Origin of the sequence: Arthrobacter sp. MYb23 (assembly GCF_002979775.1) — a bacterium.
In the GTDB taxonomy this organism is placed as follows: Bacteria; Actinomycetota; Actinomycetes; order Actinomycetales; family Micrococcaceae; genus Arthrobacter.
The window spans coordinates 90,427-109,069 of record NZ_PCPR01000019.1; the positions used below are offsets into that span (position 1 = coordinate 90,427).

Sequence of the window (18,643 nt, forward strand, 5' to 3'; positions counted from 1 at the left end):
AACCGCCGCTATCCGTCAGGGCTGTCCATATCTTTCTAGACTCTAGTCCCCGCCGGGAGTGAGTATGAAGTCCCAAGGATCGCTGTTGGTTCCGCTGACACGGATCTCGACGTCGTAGCCTTGGTCCGCGAGCACATTGCCCAACGCTTCAGCGGCAGCAGGCAGCCATAGCCATTCACTGGCAAAGTGCGAGACGTCAATCAAATAGGGCCTGCCATTGGTGGCGCCTTCGCGGGCTTCGGATGCAGGGTGGTGACGCATGTCTGCTGTGACGTACACATCAGCGTTGCTGGCGCGAACGGCATCGAACAAGCTGTCCCCGGCTCCACCGCACACGGCAACGCGCCGGACCAGGCCGTCTTTGTCTCCGGCTACCCGGACTCCGCCTGCGACGGCGGGCAGCATTTCAAAGACCCGCGCAGCGAAATCACCGAGCGTTTCAAGGTCAGGAAGGTCCCCTACCCTGCCAATACCCTCCTCGGGCAAGCCGTTGCTTGCCGGAGTCAAGGGTGTGACGTTCTCCAGGCCGAAGGCGTCAGCCAGGACGTCGGAAACTCCACCAACGGCTGAATCTCCGTTGGTATGCACGGTCAACAGCCCTGTCCCGGCCTCTATCAGCCGGTGCACGGCAAGTCCCTTCGCTGACGTGGCTGCCACGGAGTTCACCCCCTTGAGAAGCAGTGGGTGATGGGTGATCAGCAGGTCCGCTCCCCACTCCACGGCCTCATCGATCACGGCCAGCGTGGGATCCACGGCGAAGAGAACTTTGGTGACGGGAACATTGGGGCGGCCTACAACAAGACCCACCTCATCCCAGTCTTCAGCCAGTGACTCGGGCCATAGTTCCTCGACGGCCAGCAAAACCTGGCCGAGCGTGGGATCACCGCTGGCGTCCGCTGTTTCGTCCTCTTCGACGGAATCCACATCAGAGATGTGGGTGTTTACTGCTTCCATGCTCTTATTCTTCCCTACTGAGCCGGATTTCTTCCCTACTGAGCCCTCATCAGGTATGTGCCGCTCCGTGGCACCTCCCCGGTGCCGTAATTCTCCCGTAAGGTGAAACGGGAATCATCAAGCCCTCCGATCCATTGAAGAGAACATGAAAACTTTCGTACTTGGCGGCGGCTGCTTCTGGTGCCTTGATGCCGTTTACCAGAAGACCCGCGGCGTGAGCTCGGTGGTGTCCGGCTACACCGGCGGCCACGTCCGCAATCCCGATTACTACGAGGTATGTTCCGGAACCACTGGCCACGCGGAAGTTGTGGCTGTGACCTTCGATGAAACGGTCGTTCCGGAAGAAGTCATCCTGGACATGTTCTTTGCCCTCCACGATCCCACCACGTTGAATCGCCAGGGTTATGACGTGGGCACCCAGTACCGTTCATCAATGTTCTACACAACCACGGAGGAAAAGGTGTTGTTCGAGGAAGCAATCGAACGCGCCCAGTCCCTCTGGTCCGATCCGATTGTGACCGAGGTCAGCCGACTTCCCGAGTTTCATGAGGCCGAGGAAGTCCACCAGAATTACTATGCAAAGTTCCCTTATCAGGGGTATTGCCAGGTGATCATCAACCCGAAGTTGGCTAAGGCCCGGAAATATTACTCTGCATGGCTTATTGCTTAGCAGGGTTTCGATCCCGCTGGTTAGGCTGACCTCAGCATTCCCTCTTCAGAGATAGGCGTAATTTTCATGGCAAGGATCTACGACGACGTCACGCAGCTGGTCGGCCGGACTCCGCTGGTTCGTTTGAACCGGCTCACCGAGGGCCTCGACGCCACCGTTGCAGTCAAGCTCGAGTTCTACAACCCGGCCAACAGCGTCAAGGACCGCATCGGCGTGGCCATCATTGATGCTGCCGAGAAGTCCGGCGCCTTGAAGCCAGGTGGAACCATCGTCGAGGGCACTTCGGGTAACACCGGCATCGCACTTGCCCTGGTGGGTGCAGCACGCGGCTACAAGGTCATCCTGACCATGCCTGAGACCATGTCCACCGAGCGCCGCGTGATGTTGCGTGCTTACGGTGCCGAAATCGTCCTGACGCCCGGCTCCGAAGGCATGCGCGGCGCCGTCGAGAAGGCACAGGAAATCGTCGCCAACACGGAGAACTCCATCTGGGCGCAGCAGTTCGCCAACGAGGCCAACCCTGCGATTCACCGCGCCACCACTGCCGAAGAGGTCTGGGAAGACACCGACGGTGAAGTAGATATCTTTGTTGCCGGCGTAGGTACCGGCGGCACCATCACAGGTGTTGGTCAGGTCCTTAAAGAGCGCAAGCCCGGTGTGCAGATTGTCGCCATCGAGCCCAAAGATTCGGCGATCCTCAACGGTGGAGCCCCTGGCCCGCACAAGATCCAGGGCATCGGCGCCAACTTTGTTCCTGAAATCCTGGACACCAACGTCTACGACGAAGTCCTTGACGCCACCCTGGAAGACTCGGTCCGCGTAGCCCGTGAACTCGGCGCACGTGAAGGTATCCTGGGCGGCATTTCCTCCGGTGCCATTGTGTGGGGTGCCCTTGAATTGGCTAAGCGCCCTGAGAACGCGGGCAAGCTGATCGTTGCCGTCGTTTGTGACTTCGGAGAGCGTTACATCTCCACCGTGCTGTTCGACGACATCCGCGGCTAACACAACGCCGGAACGACTTCATTTCCTGTAGAAAGGTCTTTGTGAGCTTCTTCGCAAGGCTTAAGGAAGACCTCGATGCCGCCCGGTCCCACGACCCGGCGGCTCGAGGCTCTTTTGAGAACTTTTTCGCCTACTCCGGCCTGCACGCCATCTGGGCTCATCGGATAACGCATCGGCTCTGGCAGAATCCGGCGCTGCGTTTTCCAGCCCGCCTGATTTCCCAGCTGGCAAGATTCCTGACCGGCATCGAAATCCATCCCGGTGCAACCATTGGCCGGCGGTTCTTCATTGATCACGGCATGGGAGTAGTGATTGGTGAGACCGCCGAGATCGGTGAGGATGTGATGATCTATCACGGCGTAACGCTCGGCGGCCGTTCGCTGGCCAAGGTCAAGCGTCACCCAACCATCGGTGACCGCGTCACGATCGGTGCCGGTGCAAAGGTCCTGGGCCCCATCACCATCGGCGCCGGCAGCGCGATCGGCGCCAATGCCGTGGTGGTCAAGGACGCACCAGCGGAGTCCATCATCACGGGCATTCCCGCCACCTGGCGGCACCGCGATGCCCGATCCGAAACCAAACCGGCCGTGGATCCGGCGGAGTACTACATCGAATACCGGATCTAGCCGGCAAGCCTTCGGTAGAAGTTCCAAAAGACGAAATCGAAGGCGCGGTCCGGAAGAATTCTGCGCATTGCCAGGACGCTCCAGGCACCCCTGCCCACCGGGTAACGGGTCCTGGGGCGTTTTGCCGTTGCGGCGCGAACAATGGCTCTTGCTACAACCGCTGCCGGCGTAGACAACACATGGCCGGTTCCGGACGTCGATGCCAACGCGGCCGCCACAATATGAGCTTGTTCCCTGTACGGCCCACTGCCCGAGGCCATCAACAGGCCCTCCCCCGCTATGCCGCCCCACTCACTATCTGTTCCCGACGGTTCAACAATGACGACGTCGATTCCGTGGGGCTTCAGTTCCAGGCGCAGGGAATCGCTCATTCCCTCCACCGCAAACTTGGTGCCGTGGTACCACGCGCCCAACGGCTCATAGATTTTGCCGCCTATTGAGGTGATGTTGATGATCCGGCCTGATCCCGCCCTGCGCATGCCGGGAATCACCAATTGGGTCATCCTTGCCAGGCCCATGACATTGACGTCAAACTGTCGCCTTCCCTCAGCCAGCGGAACTTCCTCCAGCGAGCCATAGGAACCGTAGCCGGCGTTGTTGACCAGCACGTCAATCCGTCCATGGGCCGCTTCGATCAACGCCACCGCGGACGTCATCGATTTCTCCGAGGTGACGTCCAAAGACAGGACAGCGATCCCGTGTTGCTTCAGCGACTCCATCTTGCCTACACGGCGTGCACCCGCGTAGACCGTAAACCCGGCCGCTCTAAGGGCGATGGTCGTTTCAAAACCGATGCCGGTGGAGGCCCCGGTGACAAGCGCAACACGGGCTGCCATGGCTGGTCTCCTTCAGTTAGGTATAGCCATTCAGTGAGGTAAAGCAAGACTTCGGACACGGCAAAGGCCGGCCCACCCCAGCGTAACTGGGTGGAACCGGCCTTTGACGGGAACTGTTGCTAGTGGGTGTCGACTGCCGAGATTTCCGACTTGTCTTCGCCCCAGAGGGTGTGGAACGTGCCCTCGGTGTCCACGCGACCGTAGGTGTGTGCACCGAAGAGGTCGCGCTGTCCTTGGATCAAGGCAGCGGCAACGCGCTTGCGGCGCAGGCCGTCGTAGTAGGCCAGGGAGGAGGAGAACACCGGTACCGGGATGCCCAGCTGGACTGCTGTGGCCACCACGCGGCGCCATGCCGGGAGTGCCTCGGCGATTGCCTTGGTGAAGGCCGGTGCGAACAGCAGGTTTGCGGGCTTCTCCTCAGCGGCGTAGGCCTGGGTGATGTCCTTGAGGAGTTCTGCGCGGATGATGCAGCCGGCACGCCACAGCGACGCGATCTCGTCCAGCTTGAGGTCCCAGCCGTATTCCTTGGCAGCGGAGGTCAGCATGTCCAGGCCCTGGGCGTAAGAGACCAGCTTGGAGGCGTACAGTGCCTGGCGGACGTCCTCAACGAACGTCTCGGGGATTTCCACCGTGGCTTCTTCACCGGCGAGCAGTTCCTGGCCAAGCTTGCGCTGCTCGGTCTGGGAGGACAGCGCACGGGCAAACACAGACTCAGCGATGCCGGAGACCGGGGAACCCAGTTCCAGCGCGGAGATGACCGTCCAGCGGCCCGTGCCCTTCTGCCCTGCAGCATCAACCACAACGTCCACGAACGGCTTGCCGGTCTTGGCGTCAACGTGGCCAAGGACCTCGGCGGAGATTTCGATCAGGAAGGAGGACAGATCGCCCTTGTTCCACTCAGCGAAGATCTTGGACTGCTCTGCAGGCTCAATGCCGGCGCCGGAGCGGAGGAGGTCGAACGCTTCACCGATGACCTGCATGTCGGCATATTCGATACCGTTGTGGACCATCTTGACGAAGTGACCGGCACCGTCGGTGCCGATCCATGCGCAGCACGGTTCGCCGTCGACCTTCGCGGAAATCTTCTCAAGCAGCGGGCCGAGGGCGTCGTAGGACTCACGGGAGCCGCCGGGCATGATGGAGGGGCCGTTCAGGGCGCCCTCTTCGCCACCGGAAACACCGACGCCAACGAAGTGCAGGTCCTTCTTGGCCAGCGCGGCTTCCCGGCGGCGGGTGTCCTCATAGTGCGAGTTACCGGCGTCAATGATGATGTCCCCGGCCTCAAGCAACGGCTCGAGCTGCTCGATCACGTTGTCAACGGGAGCGCCAGCCTTGACCATGATCAGGACGCGGCGGGGCTTTTCGAGGGAGTCTACGAGTTCCTGCAGCGTTTCCGTGCGGATGAAGTCGCCGTCCGTGCCGTGCTTTTCGAGCAGGGCGTCAGTCTTTTCCACGGAGCGGTTGTGGAGAGCCACCGTGAAGCCGTTACGGGCGAGGTTGCGGGCCAGGTTGGCGCCCATCACCGCAAGGCCGGTGACACCGATGTGTGCTGACATCAAAACTCCAATTCGTTCGTATACAAACAGTCCTGCGGACACGCAGGAAGCGATTTCAAAACCAGGGGCTGTAATAAACCATACGTATTTAAGCCAGGTGCGGGAAAGCGGCGCCCACGTTTTGGAACGGTGCCGCGTCATAAACAGTCTATGATGCCGCCCCGGATTCCTCTGCGCACCTGACGGTGCCGCGCCACTATGCTTACCTCTATGTCAACCAGCCTCCACCACCGCGCCGTAGAGCACTTGGGCACCAGAATCGTCGGCGGTGCCCTTCCCACGGGCCATGTCATGCTGGCCGAGCATTTGGAAGACGAGCTCAACGTCTCGCGCTCCGTGGTCCGTGAAGCCGTCCGTGTTCTGCAGTCGCTGGGGCTTGTGGAGACCATCAAGCGAGTGGGTATCCGTGTGTTGCCTGCACATCGCTGGAACCCTTTCGATCCTTTGGTGATTCGTTGGCGGCTGGCCGGCGAGGGGCGGGGCGCCCAGTTGAGGTCGCTGGCTGAGCTGCGTTCCGCCGTCGAGCCGGTTGCGGCGGAACTGGCAGCAGGGAACGCCCCGGAAAGTCTTCGGCAGGAGTTGGTGGGCATCTCCCTGGCCATGAAGGAAGCCGGCGATGCCGGTGACATGGCCCGGTTCCTTGACCTCGATATCCGGTTCCATGCGCTGGTCCTCTCCGGCTCCGGCAACGAAATGTTCGCCAACCTGATAGGCCAGGTCACAGAGACCCTCACTGGCAGAACCGTCCACGGGCTGATGCCCGAGCACCCCCAGAAGCAGGCGCTCCAGTGGCATATGGACGTGGCCCACGCGATAGATGCGGGAGACGGCTCCCTCGCCCGCGATGCCGCCGCCAAAATCATGCGGCAGACCATTGCGGAGCTGGCTCCCAGCTGGAATGACCAGCCCCGCGTGTTCGTCCCCGTCGCTAAGAACTGATTGGTTACTGCTGGAAGTTCAGCAGCACCTTGCCGGATTCGGCCGAGTTCTTCGCAACGTCAAAAGCTTCCAACCCCTGGGAGAGCTCAAACTCGTGCGTCACCACGGGGTCCACAAACAACGAACCGTCGGCCAAGGCAGCAATGACATCGTCGATCTCGTCATTGAAGCGGAACGAGCCCAGCAGCTCCAACTCCCGGGTGATGGCAAGGGAGATGAAGACCGGCTGGGGTCCTGAGGGCAGAAGCCCCACCATCACCACTTTGCCGCCGCGGGTGGCGCCCTTGATGGCCGAGGCAAGGCCGAAATGGCTTCCCGAGGATTCAATGACGACGTCGGCGTCCACTGCCGCAATGGCCTCGGCGTCATCTCCCTTGAGGACCTCGTCGGCGCCTACGGCACGGGCAATTTCCAAGGGCTTGTCATGCATGTCGACGGCGACGATCCGGGCCGCTCCGGCCCGCTTGAGAACGGCGACGGCGAGTGCGCCGATAGGGCCGCTGCCAATCACCAAGGCGGTCTTTCCCACGACATCGCCCGCACGGCCCACGGCATGCCAGGCGACACTGGCAGGCTCCACGAGCGCAGCGGTGCGAAGCTCCAAGTTCTCCGGCAGCGGGCGCAGCATCCTGGCCGGCAGGTTGGCATAGCGGCTGAAAGCGCCATCCGTGTGGGGGTACCGTGCAGCACTGCCCAGATACGTGCAGCCCGGAGAGAGGTTGGGCCGGTCCTCGGGGTATCTGACATCTCCGGCGGCCGGCGTGGCAGGGTGGACGGCCACAGGCGTTCCAGCTGCGGGGCCCGTACCATCGGCTGCCTGCTGGACCACAACGCCAACAATTTCGTGCCCAAGGACCATGGGTTCCTTGAGGATGGACTCCCCGGCTGCTCCGTGCAACCAGTAGTGAAGGTCCGAACCGCAGATGCCGCCGTAGGCGATCTCCACGATCGATTCGTCGGAAGCGGGCGTGGAGAGTGGGATGTCTTCGATGCGGAGGTCGCCCTTGCCGTGGGCAACCACAGCTGGACCTGAAGTGGGGAGGGTGATGCTCATCAGACCACCACCGTCATTCCGCCGTCGACGAAGATCGTCTGACCGTTCACAAAATTGGACGCTTGCGAGGCGAGCCATACGGCCGGCCCGGCCAGATCGGCCACTGTTCCCCAACGGTTGGCCGGCGTCCGGCCGAGGATCCAGGAATTGAAATCGGGATCGTCCACCAGGTTCTGCGTCATTTCCGTATGGATGTACCCCGGCGCGATGCCGTTGATCTGCAAGCCGCTGGCCGCCCACTCTGCGGTCATGGCGCGGGTCAGGTTACGGAGCGCACCCTTCGACGCCACGTAGGGAGCGATGGTGGGGCGGGCCAAGTCTGTCTGGACCGAACAGATGTTGATGATCTTCCCTTGTCCCCGGGGGATCATGTGCCTTGCCACTTCCCTGCCCACCAGGAAGGCGCTGGTCAGGTTTGTGGTGATGACACGGTCCCAGTCCTTGACGTCCAGGTCCAGCATGGGCACACGGTGCTGGATTCCGGCGTTATTCACCAGGATGTCCAGCGGCCCGACGTTCTCCTCGATCCAGGCCACTCCGTCAGCCGCGGCCGTGGCATCGGTGACGTCGAACGCGCGGCTGCGGACCCGCCCTTGCGGATAGTCAACCTCCATGGCCTGCTGGGCTGCTTCGAGACGGTCCGGACTGATGCCGTTCAACACCACCGTGGCGCCTGCGTCTGCCAGCCCCCTGGCCAGGGCGTTACCAATCCCGCGGCTGGAACCAGTGACCAAGGCAACCCGCCCGGTCAGATCAAAAAGTCCACTCATAGTCTGTTTTTCATTCCTTCTTCGGTTGGGCCGGTTCAGTTACTGCTGCCGGTTCAATTGGTGCTGGCTGATGCGGCAGATGCGTGGCTGAGGTTTGCGATGGCTTGCCGGACGACGGCGAGGTCGTGATCACCCAGGCCTTGGCGCTTGAGTTCGGCGTACAGGTCAATCGCCGCCGACGCCATGGGAACGGCGGAACCAACAGCTTCCGCGCTGGACACCACGAAGCCCAGGTCCTTGTGCATGAACTTTGCCGGCCCGGTGGGGGCATAATCCTTGGCGGCCAGCCGGGGGCCAACATTGTCCAGCACCTTGCTTCCGGCAAGCCCTCCGGAGAGGACCTCGAAGAGGGCCTTCACCTCCATGCCGGAGCGTTCGGCGAGTTCGGCTGCTTCGGCGAGGGCCGCCGTCGTGGTTCCCACAATGAGCTGGTTGCAGGCTTTGGCGAGCGACCCCGATCCAAGCGGCCCCATGCGCCGCACTGTGGTTCCCATGGTGCCGAGCAGCGGGCTCAGCGTTTCGAACTGGCTTTGGGTCGCTCCCACCATGATGGCAAGGGTTCCGCTTTGCGCACCCGCGGTGCCGCCGCTGACCGGCGCATCCACCACCACCGCATTGCCGCCGGTTGCCTGCTGAACAGTTTCGCCGAATTGCTGGACCGCTGTGGGGGAAACGCTGCTCATGATAACGACGGCGGTACCCGGCTTCGGCGGATTGCTCCGCCAGGACTCAAGCAAGTCAGTCGAAGCCTCCTCGATAAAGGGGAGGTCGGGGAGCATGAAGATTATGGCGTCCTCGTTGCGCAGTTCGGCGACGCTGGCTGCACGCTGGACGGCCAAGCCTTCAAAGGCGGCACCGGAGCGGTTCCAGGCGGTGACGTTCCAACCGGCCTTTGCGATGTTTGAGGCCATGGGCGCTCCCATGAGACCCAAGCCAACAAAGCCGACGCGTGTGCTTGTCATGGCAGGTAATACCTCACTTCTTTGTGGTCATCTTCGCGAATTCTGTTCAATATCCTAGCCTCCATTCAGTATGATGAACACTATGACGACTGATGAACTTACCATCGCCATCGCTGTACCCCTCGAAGCCGAGCATGTAGAGCTGATCCGCGCCGTAGATCCTTCCGTAACAGTTCTCTACGAACCCGAGCTTCTTCCGCCGGAACGCTTCCCGGCCGACCACGCCGGTGATCCCGGATTCAAGCGCACACCGGAGCAGGAGGAACGCTACTGGGACATGCTGAACCGGGCCCAGATCCTGTACGGCTTCCCCAACGAAAGCCCGGCCGGACTGGCGCGCATCGCCGGCAGCAACCCCCACCTTCAATGGATCCACGCCATGGCGGCAGGTGCCGGTGGCGCGGTGAAGGCTTCCGGACTCGACACCGAAACCCTGCAGAAGTTCCGTGTGACAACGTCCGCGGGTGTCCACGCGCTGCCGCTGGCAGAGTTTTCAGCCTTCGGCATCCTTAACGGCTTCAAGCGCAGCGCAGAAATGGCACACGACCAAGCCTCCAAGGTGTGGCCCGAGCTGAGGACGCCCACCAAACTGGCCAACGGATCAAAAGTGGTCATCACGGGTCTCGGTGAAATCGGCATGGAAACCGCCCGAATCGCCCGGGCGTTGGGGATGAAAGTCAGCGGAACCAAGCGCAACGTTGAAGCCATCGAAGGGATCGACGAAGTCACCGACAACGATGGCCTGCCTGGCCTGCTGGCCGAGGCGGACGCGGTGGTCAACACACTGCCCGGCACGCCGTACACAGAGAAGCTGTTCAACAAGGAAATCTTCTCCGCCATGAAACCGGGAACCGTCTTCGTCAACGTGGGCCGCGGAACCGTAGTGGATGAAGACGCTCTACTGGAGGCGCTGAACAACGGCCAGGTTTCCTACGCCTGCCTGGACGTTTTCGCCGTGGAGCCGCTCCCCCAGGACAGCCCCCTGTGGAGTCACCCCAAGGTCCTTGTGTCACCGCACACCTCAGCACTGAGCGCCGCCGAAAACCGGCTCATCACAGAACGCTTCTGCGGCAACCTGCGGACCTTCTTGGACGGTGGCGAATTGCCCCATTTGGTTGATCCGATCCACTTCTACTAAGCCTCCATACAGCCACCCGCGGTGGCTTACATGAGTTCCGTGAAATGGGCGCGGCCAGGAAGTAATCCCGGCCGCGCCCATTACCTGCAGTATCATCGCCACATGAAGCCGTCGGAAAGCCCGAAACGCACCGTCGTGCGCCTGTTTCCGGACTATGGGGATACAGTGCTCTGGCTCGATGGTCCCATCAACTACGACGTCACGGACCTGACGGACGATCTGGTGAATGAGCTCCGGGACTGGGAACAGTTTTACTACGAGTCATTGACACCTGGTTTCAACTGGAAATCCTCGGACCGGGCCACCAAGTACGCCGCTGAAGGTCATCGCCTGGCCCAGCGCGTAGCCGATGAACTCGGCGACGGTTATGAAATCGAGTTCAGATCGTATGAGGAAAACGCCCGAACACACAGGTTCCGCGGAGCACAGTCTCCCAACCCCCGGGCAGTTGCAGCATTTGATGCGCTGACGGCAGCACTTCGTGTGGAACAGGAAAGAATCTCGCGCGCACGTGCAGCCACAGCACGAGGCGAAGGAACCGGGTGGTACGCGTCCTCCCCGCTTTCAGGCAACGTTTTCAGGCCACCATCGTCCGGACAGGGCTAGTAGGTGGCCTCATGCCCCTATCCACACAACAACAGCGCGGCACTCTCCACATTGGAGGGTGCCGCGCTGTTGCTGATTGTTCTTTGGGGAGCTACTTCGCGTCTTCCGTGCTGACCAGGTCCCTGCCTACAGTCTCCGGAGTGAAGAACGTGGTCACGAAGGAGATGAGCGCCAGGACCAGGGAGTAGATGGCAAGGACCAGCCACGAATGGTTCGTGGCAGCCAACATGAGCGCGCCCAGCAGCGGCGCGAGTCCACCGGCCAGGACGGCCGAGATCTCGCGGCTCATAGCCACCCCGGTGAAGCGGTACTGAGATCCGAAAAGTTCCGGCAGCAGCGGGCACTGGGGGCCAAGCATCGACTGGACGCCGATTGCGATGCCAACAGCCATGACAACCCACACGAGGGTGACGTTGCCAAGGGTCACCAGATAGAAGGCAGGAACGGCAATGATGGCTTGGAAGAGGGCACCATAGCGGTACACGGGCACACGACCGTATCGATCGGACAAGGCACCGAATGTCACAACCATGACGGCAGCGAAGCCGGCAGCAATCAGGAGGCCAACCGGACCGATGGAGTTATTTCCCGCAAAGACCCCCGCCGGCATGCTCATGAAGGACACCAGGAGCGCGGAATAGATCGAAGAATTGCCGTTCTCGCCCATTCGGAGGCCGATGCCAATAAGCACGTTCTTCTTGGAGTGCTTCCAGAGCGCACCAATCGGGTTCTTGACCACATTCTTGTGCTTCTCCAGCTCCTGGAACGCCGGGGTTTCCTTGAGCTTGAGTCGAATGAAGATGGCCACTGCGATCAGAATGAAGCTGGCCAGGAAGGGTACGCGCCACAACCAGCCCTGAAGGACGGACTTGTCCGCCAAGGTGATGAGCGCAAAAGTCCCGGCGCCGAGGAGCGTGCCCAGCTGGATGCCGACGAACGGCAGCGAAGCGAAAAACCCACGACGGCGGCGCGGGGCCACTTCCGAAATAAGTGTCGTCGCGCCGGCCTGCTCGGCCCCGGCTCCCAGTCCCTGGATGATTCTCAGCGTAACCAGCAGAACAGCCCCGAGCATTCCGGCCTGTTCAAACGTGGGCAGCAGGCCAATGGCAAAGCTCGCTGTCCCCATCAAGGCGATGGTCAGGATCAGGACCATCTTTCTGCCGAACCTGTCCCCGATGTAGCCGAAGATCAAACCGCCGAACGGTCGTGCAGCGAAGCCAACGCCGTAAGTGGCGAACGAAGCAATCAGAGCACCGTCTGGGCCCAGTGGGGAAAAGAACAGCGGGCCGAAGATCAGCGCCGACGCAAGGCCGTAAATGTAGAAGTCGTAGTACTCCAGCGCGGAACCTACAGAGCTGGCCAGCGTTGCCCTGCGGAGCTGTTCCGGCTCAACTACAGCGTCGTCAGCCTCGGCTGCGAGCTTTTCATTTGCACGAGTTATCACAAGCACTCCCTCAAAATCACCCCGGGCCCCCGTTGGCCCAGCGAGATAGTGATGGCATCACCGCCAAGATCACTATGATGAACAGCGTACAGCTTGTTGAACGCGCTGCCAAGGTTGTAATCAGATTTATTAGTCAGGGTTGTGAATCTAGCCCATGGGGTTGCCCAGTGAGCGCGCCAATTCCTTGAGTTCCTTGACCATAAGCGCGCCTTGCTCTTCGGAATAGGTGGCCTTCAGTGCTGTCACGGACAGGCCGAGGCTCGGGCCATGGGCTCCATGCGTGGGGACGGGAACAGCCAGGCACACCACACCCACCGTGGACTCCTCGTCCTCGAACGCGTACCCCTGCTTGCGAATAGCGGAAATCTGCGCCTTGAGCTCCTCGGCAGTCTTGAGGGAATTGGCAGTCATAGTGGGCAGCGCCATGCCATCCGGGAACATGGAGTCGATATCGTGATCGTGCAGCTGCGCAACCAGGGCCTTACCTACGCTGCAGAGCGAGACGGGCATCTTGTCGCCGATGTTGGACGTCAACCTGACCGCCGGATGACCCTCGTATCTCGCCAGGTAGATGACGTGATCACCGTCGAGCATCGCGATCCTCACAGTCTCTCCGGAAAGCGTGGGTGCCTGCTCACAGTACTTGTAGAACTCCTGGACCTCGTCGAGTCGGCTGAGATAAGCGGCGCCCAGTTCAACCAGCTTTCTACCCAAGGCAAAATCCGCACCCTGCCTGGTGATGAGGCGCGCTTCCTCGAGGGCCAACAGCAAATTGGAGGTGGAAGACTTGGGAATGCCGAGTTCACGCGAGAGATCGCTCAGCGTCAACCGGCCTGAAGGCGACTCGGCAAGCGCCTCCAGTACCGCAGCGGCGCGGGTGACGGCAGGCGCCGGCGATGAGGCGCCCAGCCCTTCGGAACGGGAGGAGCGGGAATCGGCCATGATTCTCCTTCAACATCGCAATTCGATTGTTCAATCTGCTGAACAGTACTCATCATAGTGGAATGTGGAAGGTGGAGAAGGGCCGACGCCAAGCCGCACTTCCCCTTGGCGAGGGCCTTACTTTTCAAACACGAAAGTTCTCTGTATATTCATCTTCGAGCTCTCCACCGCGGCATCCCCCAATAGTCGTGGTGGAGAGCTCATCCATTTCCAGGACCAGCGCTACGCAGCAGCGAGTTCCTCACCCCGGATGGACCAGCCCCCACCGGAGTCGTCCCGCACTAATTCCCAAGTGATGATGCCGGATGCCGGGTTGTTCCCCAAACGGACCTGGACCTGCCAGACTTCAACATCAACCCGCCCCTGCCCTCGCGGCATCCGCCGGGATTCCTCCCACCACGCCACCCGCTCAAACCAGCGGACAGGTTCCACCACCATGTGCCATTCGTGGCCTCCCCTCACTACTATTGCCGGGGCGCCTTGCTCGACCGTGGGGATATCTACGTGCTCCATAGAGAAAACGGTAGGGCGCTGCACCGACATTAAAGATCTTGGAGAGGAAAACACTGAGACGCAAAAAACCCCGCCTTCCAAGCCTTGCGACTTGAATGACGGGGTTTGTTTGGTGGGTCCTACCGGGATCGAACCGATGACATCCACGGTGTAAACGTGGCGCTCTACCAGCTGAGCTAAAGACCCGAACTTCGGCTTCCACGCTTCGTAACTTCCTCAGCGCTTCAACCAACGAACAATGACTCTACATGATCATCCGCCGGAAACACCAATCGGCTCCGAAGCCCGTGGAAGATCCGGCAAAGAGCGTGCCAAGTAGTCCAAAGCGCCGCTGACTCCCAGCTCCAGTTTCAGCTCAGCAAATTCATCTCCACGGGTAGCTCCGCGGTTGATGATGACTACTGGCTTGCCAGTTTTTGCCGAGTGGCGCACGAACCGCAGTCCACTCTGAACCGTCAGCGAAGATCCCGCCACCAGGAGGGCCTCTGAGTGATCCACCATCTCATAAGCGCGGGCCACACGATCCTTGGGGACGTTCTCGCCGAAGTAGACAAAATCCGGCTTCAACGTCCCACCGCAGATGGGACAAACAGCCATGACGAACGAGGTAATGAGCTCAGAGTCCTCGACTGTCGCATCAGCATCCGGAGCCATCTCCACTTCGCCGGACTCCACAGCAGCTTCGACGAAACGAGGATTGATTTCTTCAAGGATCGCCGCAATCAAACGCCTGCTGAAGGTGTGCCCGTTACTGAGGCAAACAACTTGGTCGTAGCGGCCGTGCAGGTCCACCACATTGACGCTTCCGGCGTCCTCATGCAGCCTGTCCACGTTTTGAGTAATGAGTCCTGTCATCAATCCGCGACGCTCCAGGAGGGCGACAGCCGCATGGCCGGCATTAGGATCGGCATGCCTGAGATGGGACCAGCCAATATGGTTCCGCGCCCAGTAGCGCCTGCGGTTTGCCTCACTCCCAATGAACTCCTGGTAGGTCATGGGATTCCGGGGCGCAGAGCCAGGGCCACGATAATCAGGTATCCCCGAATCGGTGCTTAAGCCGGCGCCCGTCAGGACAGCCATACGCTTTCCAGCAAGGAGATCCAAGGCAGCCCTCAGGGCCGTCCTTTCCTGGGGGCCCAATTCCGCCACCGGCGCGGGTGCCATGCTGGCGAATCCAGTCATTCCCACTCCGGGCCCGCGATGGCTCACGACTACTGCTCCGCCAAGGACGACAATGCCCGGCGATATTCGGAAAAGTCCCTTGCCTGACCGCGTGGATTGACAACGGCGTAGCGGACAATTCCCGAAGCGTCGACGATGAACGTCCCCCTCAGCGCCATTCCACTCGCTTCGTCAAAAACGCCATACGTTTTTGCTACCGCTCCATGAGGCCAGAAGTCTGCCAGCAGGTCGAAGCCGAACTGCTCATGCTCAGCGTAGGCCCGCTGCACGAACTTACTGTCGACAGAAACCGCCAAGACCGTGGCGTTCGAATCCTTGAAGGCTGCGATGTTGTCGCGAATCTCACAGAGCTCTCCTGTGCAAATGCCGGAGAAGGCAAAGGGAAAAAACACGACAACAACGTTGCGGCCCCGAAAGTCCGCCAAACGAACAGGCTCCCCGTACTGATTCAACAGTTCGAAATCCGGTGCTAGCTGCCCTGCGCGGGGGGCCAAGACTGCAACAGGAGCCTGCTGGACCTCAGTCACTTGTTCTTCTTGGGCACCAAACGCGTGGCGCTCCAATCCTTTGAAACCCCTGCCGAGGTGGTGAGGTGAAGTCCGGAGGTGGGTGCGGCATCCTGAATGTCTGCCGGAGATACGTAGTTGTCACGGCCTGACTTTGGCGTCAGCACCCAAACAACTCCACCTTCCTTCAGGTTAGTGAGCGAATCCATGAGGGCATCAACAAGGTCACCGTCGCCGTCCCGCCACCAGAAAACAACAGCATCCACGACGTCATGATCATCTTCATCCAACAACTCAGAGCCTGTGACATCCTCGATGTCCTCACGCAAGTCGAAATCGACGTCGTCGTCGTAGCCGCGTTCCTGAATCAGATCCCCATCTTTGAAACCCATTCTTTCCGCCACATTTACCGATGTGGCGGCGTCGGCCTCGCTCACGTTTCCTCCTTTTGCAGTGACTTCCATTACTAACAGCCAACACCCTTTGGGCGCGTGCTTCAAGCCATTGTCCCAGCCAGCGGCCATATTCCGCATTCCATAAGGTGTTTCGGGGCCATGGGGATTGCGTGCTTTGCGTCACGGAGGCAGCGGGAGTGTGACATACAACGCCCGTCAGAGCCCGCGGCTACGCATCGTGACGCCACGAAAGCTAGAGTGGCCATGAGCGCTACGGCTGCAGGGCGACCGCCCCGAGAAGTTCCACAGGCAGCCAAGCGCTCACAAGACCTGCCCGGCGCATCCGACCGGGCTGTTGAAACATAGTTGTCGCACACGACGCGTTCACGACGGGCAGATACCCTGCCGGACTTGAGGCGCCGATGCATGCGCCTAAAGGAAGGTTGGACGTGGCTGCAGGAGAAGAGACCTCACACATCCTCAGCGGGTTGACTGCCCAGCTGCCTGATCGTGATCCGGAAGAGACCGCGGAGTGGATTGAGTCCCTTGATGCGTTGATCGCGGAGCAGGGTACCGAGCGTGCCCAGTACATTATGCGGAGTTTGTTGCAGCGTGCTGGTGCGAGGTCGGTGGGTGTGCCGATGGTGACGACCACTGATTATGTGAACACGATCCCGGTGGACCAGGAAGCACCGTTCCCGGGGAACGAGGAGTTCGAACGCCGGTACCGTGCGTATATGCGGTGGAACGCTGCGGTGATGGTTCACCGTGCGCAGCGCTCCGATATTGGTGTCGGCGGGCACATCTCGACCTATGCCGGTGCTGCGACGTTGTATGAGGTGGGGTTCAACCACTTCTTCCGCGGCAAGGACCACCCCTCTGGCGGGGATCAGGTGTTCTTCCAGGGCCACGCGTCTCCGGGCATGTACGCCCGCGCGTTCATGGAAGGCCGCCTCACGGAAGAGGATTTGGACGGGTTCCGTCAGGAAAAGTCCAAAGAAGGCCACGCCCTGTCCTCCTACCCGCACCCGCGCCTGATGCCGGATTTCTGGGAATTCCCGACCGTGTCCATGGGTATCGGCCCGATGAACGCGATCTATCAGGCCCAGTCCAACCGGTACCTGCAAAACCGTGGCATTAAAGACACCTCCGATCAGCAGGTCTGGGCGTTCCTTGGTGACGGGGAAATGGACGAGCCCGAGTCCCGTGGCCTGCTCCAGCTCGCCGCGAACGAGAACCTGGACAACCTGAACTTCGTGATCAACTGCAACCTCCAGCGCCTGGACGGACCGGTCCGCGGCAACGGCAAAATCATGCAGGAACTCGAAGCGTTCTTCCGCGGCGCGGGCTGGAACGTCATCAAGGTCGTCTGGGGCCGGGAATGGGACACCCTCCTGGAAAACGACGCCGACGGGGCGTTGGTGAAAATCATGAACGAAACCCCCGATGGTGACTACCAAACCTACAAAGCCGAGTCCGGCGGGTTCGTGAGGGAACACTTCTTCGGGAAATCCCCGCAGACCAAAGACATGGTCGCGGACCTGGACGACGAGCAGATCTGGGGCCTCAAACGCGGCGGTCACGACTACCGCAAGGTCTACGCCGCCTACAAGGCAGCCACCGAGTTCAAGGGCAAACCCACCGTCATCCTGGCCAAAACGGTCAAGGGCTACGGCCTGGGCCCGCACTTCGAGGGCCGCAACGCGACCCACCAGATGAAGAAACTGACCATGGAAGACCTCAAAGCCTTCCGTGACCACCTCCGCATCCCCATCAGCGATGACCAGCTCGACGCTGACCTCTACCGTCCCCCGTACTACCACCCCGGCATGGACGCCCCCGAAATCAAGTACCTGATGGAACGCCGGGCAGAGCTCGGCGGGTTCCTCCCCGAACGCCGCCGCAACCACACCGAGGTAGTCCTCCCGGACGCCAAATCCTACGAAGTGGCCAAACGCGGATCCGGGAAACAACAAGCCGCCACCACCATGGCCTTCGTCCGGCTCCTCAAAGACCTGATGCGGGATAAGAACTTCGGTGCCCGGTTCGTGCCCGTGGTCCCGGACGAATCCCGGACCTTCGGGATGGACGCGTTCTTCCCCACCGCGAAAATCTACAACCCCAAAGGCCAGAACTACCTCTCCGTGGACCGCGACCTCGTCCTGGCCTACAAAGAATCACCCGCCGGCCAACTGATCCACCCCGGCATCAACGAAGCAGGCGCCGTCGCAGCGTTCACCGCCGCCGGGACCTCCTACGCCACCCACGGCGAACCCCTGATCCCGATCTACGTCTTCTACTCCATGTTCGGCTTCCAACGCACCGGAGATTCCTTCTGGGCAGCAGCGGACCAAATGACCCGCGGGTTCATCATCGGCGCCACCGCAGGACGAACCACCCTCACCGGCGAAGGACTCCAACACGCCGACGGACACTCACCCCTGCTGGCCTCCACCAACCCCGCCGTGAAAACCTACGACCCCGCCTACGGCTACGAAATCGGCCACATCATCCGCCACGGCCTCGAACAAATGTACGGCGAAAACAG

19 protein-coding genes and 1 tRNA gene are annotated in these 18,643 nt (G+C 60.9%); 7 read left to right on the forward strand and 13 right to left on the reverse strand.

The annotated features are described in order from the left end of the window. Positions 1 to 42: 42 nt before the first annotated feature. Complete coding sequence (locus tag CQ020_RS17730) at positions 43 to 954, reverse strand: Nif3-like dinuclear metal center hexameric protein (RefSeq protein WP_105693044.1); 912 nt, start codon at positions 952 to 954, stop codon at positions 43 to 45. A gap of 145 nt (positions 955 to 1,099) precedes the next feature. Here CQ020_RS17730 and msrA point away from each other — a divergent pair, with 145 nt between their 5' ends. The 3 genes from msrA to epsC all read left to right on the forward strand — a co-directional run bounded on the left by msrA (position 1,100) and on the right by epsC (position 3,252). Beyond that, positions 1,100 to 1,624, forward strand: coding sequence for a peptide-methionine (S)-S-oxide reductase MsrA (gene msrA / locus CQ020_RS17735; protein WP_105693045.1), 525 nt, complete (start codon positions 1,100 to 1,102; stop codon positions 1,622 to 1,624). A gap of 66 nt (positions 1,625 to 1,690) precedes the next feature. Next, positions 1,691 to 2,626 (forward strand): cysteine synthase A, encoded by a 936-nt coding sequence (gene cysK / locus CQ020_RS17740; RefSeq protein ID WP_024817121.1) that lies wholly within the window; start codon positions 1,691 to 1,693, stop codon positions 2,624 to 2,626. A gap of 41 nt (positions 2,627 to 2,667) precedes the next feature. After that, on the forward strand, positions 2,668 to 3,252 hold the full coding sequence (epsC, locus tag CQ020_RS17745; RefSeq protein ID WP_024817122.1) for a serine O-acetyltransferase EpsC: 585 nt from the start codon (positions 2,668 to 2,670) through the stop codon (positions 3,250 to 3,252). Here epsC and CQ020_RS17750 read toward each other — a convergent pair. Both CQ020_RS17750 and gndA read right to left on the reverse strand, forming a co-directional pair. Beyond that, complete coding sequence (locus CQ020_RS17750; RefSeq protein ID WP_105693046.1) at positions 3,249 to 4,088, reverse strand: oxidoreductase; 840 nt, start codon at positions 4,086 to 4,088, stop codon at positions 3,249 to 3,251. The two genes, epsC and CQ020_RS17750, sit on opposite strands and share 4 nt — an antisense overlap. 119 nt (positions 4,089 to 4,207) lie before the next feature. Further along, positions 4,208 to 5,644, reverse strand: a complete 1,437-nt coding sequence (gene gndA, locus CQ020_RS17755; RefSeq protein WP_105693047.1) for an NADP-dependent phosphogluconate dehydrogenase — start codon at positions 5,642 to 5,644, stop codon at positions 4,208 to 4,210. A 210-nt stretch (positions 5,645 to 5,854) separates the two neighbouring features. Here gndA and CQ020_RS17760 point away from each other — a divergent pair, with 210 nt between their 5' ends. Next, positions 5,855 to 6,583, forward strand: coding sequence for a FadR/GntR family transcriptional regulator (locus CQ020_RS17760; protein WP_024817125.1), 729 nt, complete (start codon positions 5,855 to 5,857; stop codon positions 6,581 to 6,583). Between the two features lie 4 nt (positions 6,584 to 6,587). Here CQ020_RS17760 and CQ020_RS17765 read toward each other — a convergent pair whose 3' ends face one another. From CQ020_RS17765 to CQ020_RS17775, 3 genes are read right to left on the reverse strand one after another with little or no spacing between them, the layout of a single operon-like run. Continuing rightward, on the reverse strand, positions 6,588 to 7,637 hold the full coding sequence (locus CQ020_RS17765; RefSeq protein ID WP_105693048.1) for an L-idonate 5-dehydrogenase: 1,050 nt from the start codon (positions 7,635 to 7,637) through the stop codon (positions 6,588 to 6,590). Continuing rightward, complete coding sequence (locus tag CQ020_RS17770; RefSeq protein WP_105693049.1) at positions 7,637 to 8,407, reverse strand: SDR family oxidoreductase; 771 nt, start codon at positions 8,405 to 8,407, stop codon at positions 7,637 to 7,639. The genes CQ020_RS17765 and CQ020_RS17770 overlap by 1 nt, the downstream gene beginning before the upstream one ends. Before the next feature lie 53 nt (positions 8,408 to 8,460). Then, positions 8,461 to 9,369, reverse strand: coding sequence for an NAD(P)-dependent oxidoreductase (locus tag CQ020_RS17775; protein ID WP_105693050.1), 909 nt, complete (start codon positions 9,367 to 9,369; stop codon positions 8,461 to 8,463). 70 nt (positions 9,370 to 9,439) lie between these two features. On the opposite strand from CQ020_RS17775, the gene CQ020_RS17780 reads away from it, so the two are divergent. Together CQ020_RS17780 and CQ020_RS17785 are read left to right on the forward strand one after the other, a co-directional pair. Beyond that, on the forward strand, positions 9,440 to 10,507 hold the full coding sequence (locus CQ020_RS17780) for a D-2-hydroxyacid dehydrogenase (protein ID WP_105693051.1): 1,068 nt from the start codon (positions 9,440 to 9,442) through the stop codon (positions 10,505 to 10,507). Between the two features lie 102 nt (positions 10,508 to 10,609). After that, positions 10,610 to 11,113, forward strand: a complete 504-nt coding sequence (locus CQ020_RS17785) for a hypothetical protein (RefSeq protein WP_146116650.1) — start codon at positions 10,610 to 10,612, stop codon at positions 11,111 to 11,113. A gap of 91 nt (positions 11,114 to 11,204) precedes the next feature. On the opposite strand, the gene CQ020_RS17790 is transcribed toward CQ020_RS17785, so the two are convergent. The 7 genes from CQ020_RS17790 to CQ020_RS17820 all read right to left on the reverse strand — a co-directional run bounded on the left by CQ020_RS17790 (position 11,205) and on the right by CQ020_RS17820 (position 16,137). After that, the gene (locus CQ020_RS17790) at positions 11,205 to 12,563 is read right to left on the reverse strand and encodes an MFS transporter (RefSeq protein ID WP_105693053.1); all 1,359 of its coding nucleotides are present in this window, start codon (positions 12,561 to 12,563) and stop codon (positions 11,205 to 11,207) included. A 141-nt stretch (positions 12,564 to 12,704) separates the two neighbouring features. Further along, a complete protein-coding gene (locus CQ020_RS17795) occupies positions 12,705 to 13,499 on the reverse strand; it encodes an IclR family transcriptional regulator (protein WP_105693054.1) in 795 nt (264 codons plus the stop codon). Between the two features lie 222 nt (positions 13,500 to 13,721). Next, on the reverse strand, positions 13,722 to 14,012 hold the full coding sequence (locus CQ020_RS17800) for a hypothetical protein (RefSeq protein ID WP_146116651.1): 291 nt from the start codon (positions 14,010 to 14,012) through the stop codon (positions 13,722 to 13,724). 110 nt (positions 14,013 to 14,122) lie between these two features. Further along, positions 14,123 to 14,198: transfer RNA gene (locus tag CQ020_RS17805), tRNA-Val, on the reverse strand. A gap of 66 nt (positions 14,199 to 14,264) precedes the next feature. Continuing rightward, positions 14,265 to 15,194, reverse strand: a complete 930-nt coding sequence (locus CQ020_RS17810; RefSeq protein ID WP_181151935.1) for an NAD-dependent protein deacetylase — start codon at positions 15,192 to 15,194, stop codon at positions 14,265 to 14,267. Between the two features lie 29 nt (positions 15,195 to 15,223). Further along, complete coding sequence (locus CQ020_RS17815; protein WP_105693057.1) at positions 15,224 to 15,721, reverse strand: peroxiredoxin; 498 nt, start codon at positions 15,719 to 15,721, stop codon at positions 15,224 to 15,226. Continuing rightward, complete coding sequence (locus CQ020_RS17820; protein WP_024817136.1) at positions 15,718 to 16,137, reverse strand: DUF3052 domain-containing protein; 420 nt, start codon at positions 16,135 to 16,137, stop codon at positions 15,718 to 15,720. The genes CQ020_RS17815 and CQ020_RS17820 overlap by 4 nt, the downstream gene beginning before the upstream one ends. A 380-nt stretch (positions 16,138 to 16,517) precedes the next feature. Between CQ020_RS17820 and aceE the strand changes: the two genes are divergently transcribed. Beyond that, on the forward strand, positions 16,518 to 18,643 hold a 2,126-nt coding region (gene aceE, locus CQ020_RS17825; RefSeq protein ID WP_181151936.1), incomplete at its 3' end, for a pyruvate dehydrogenase (acetyl-transferring), homodimeric type.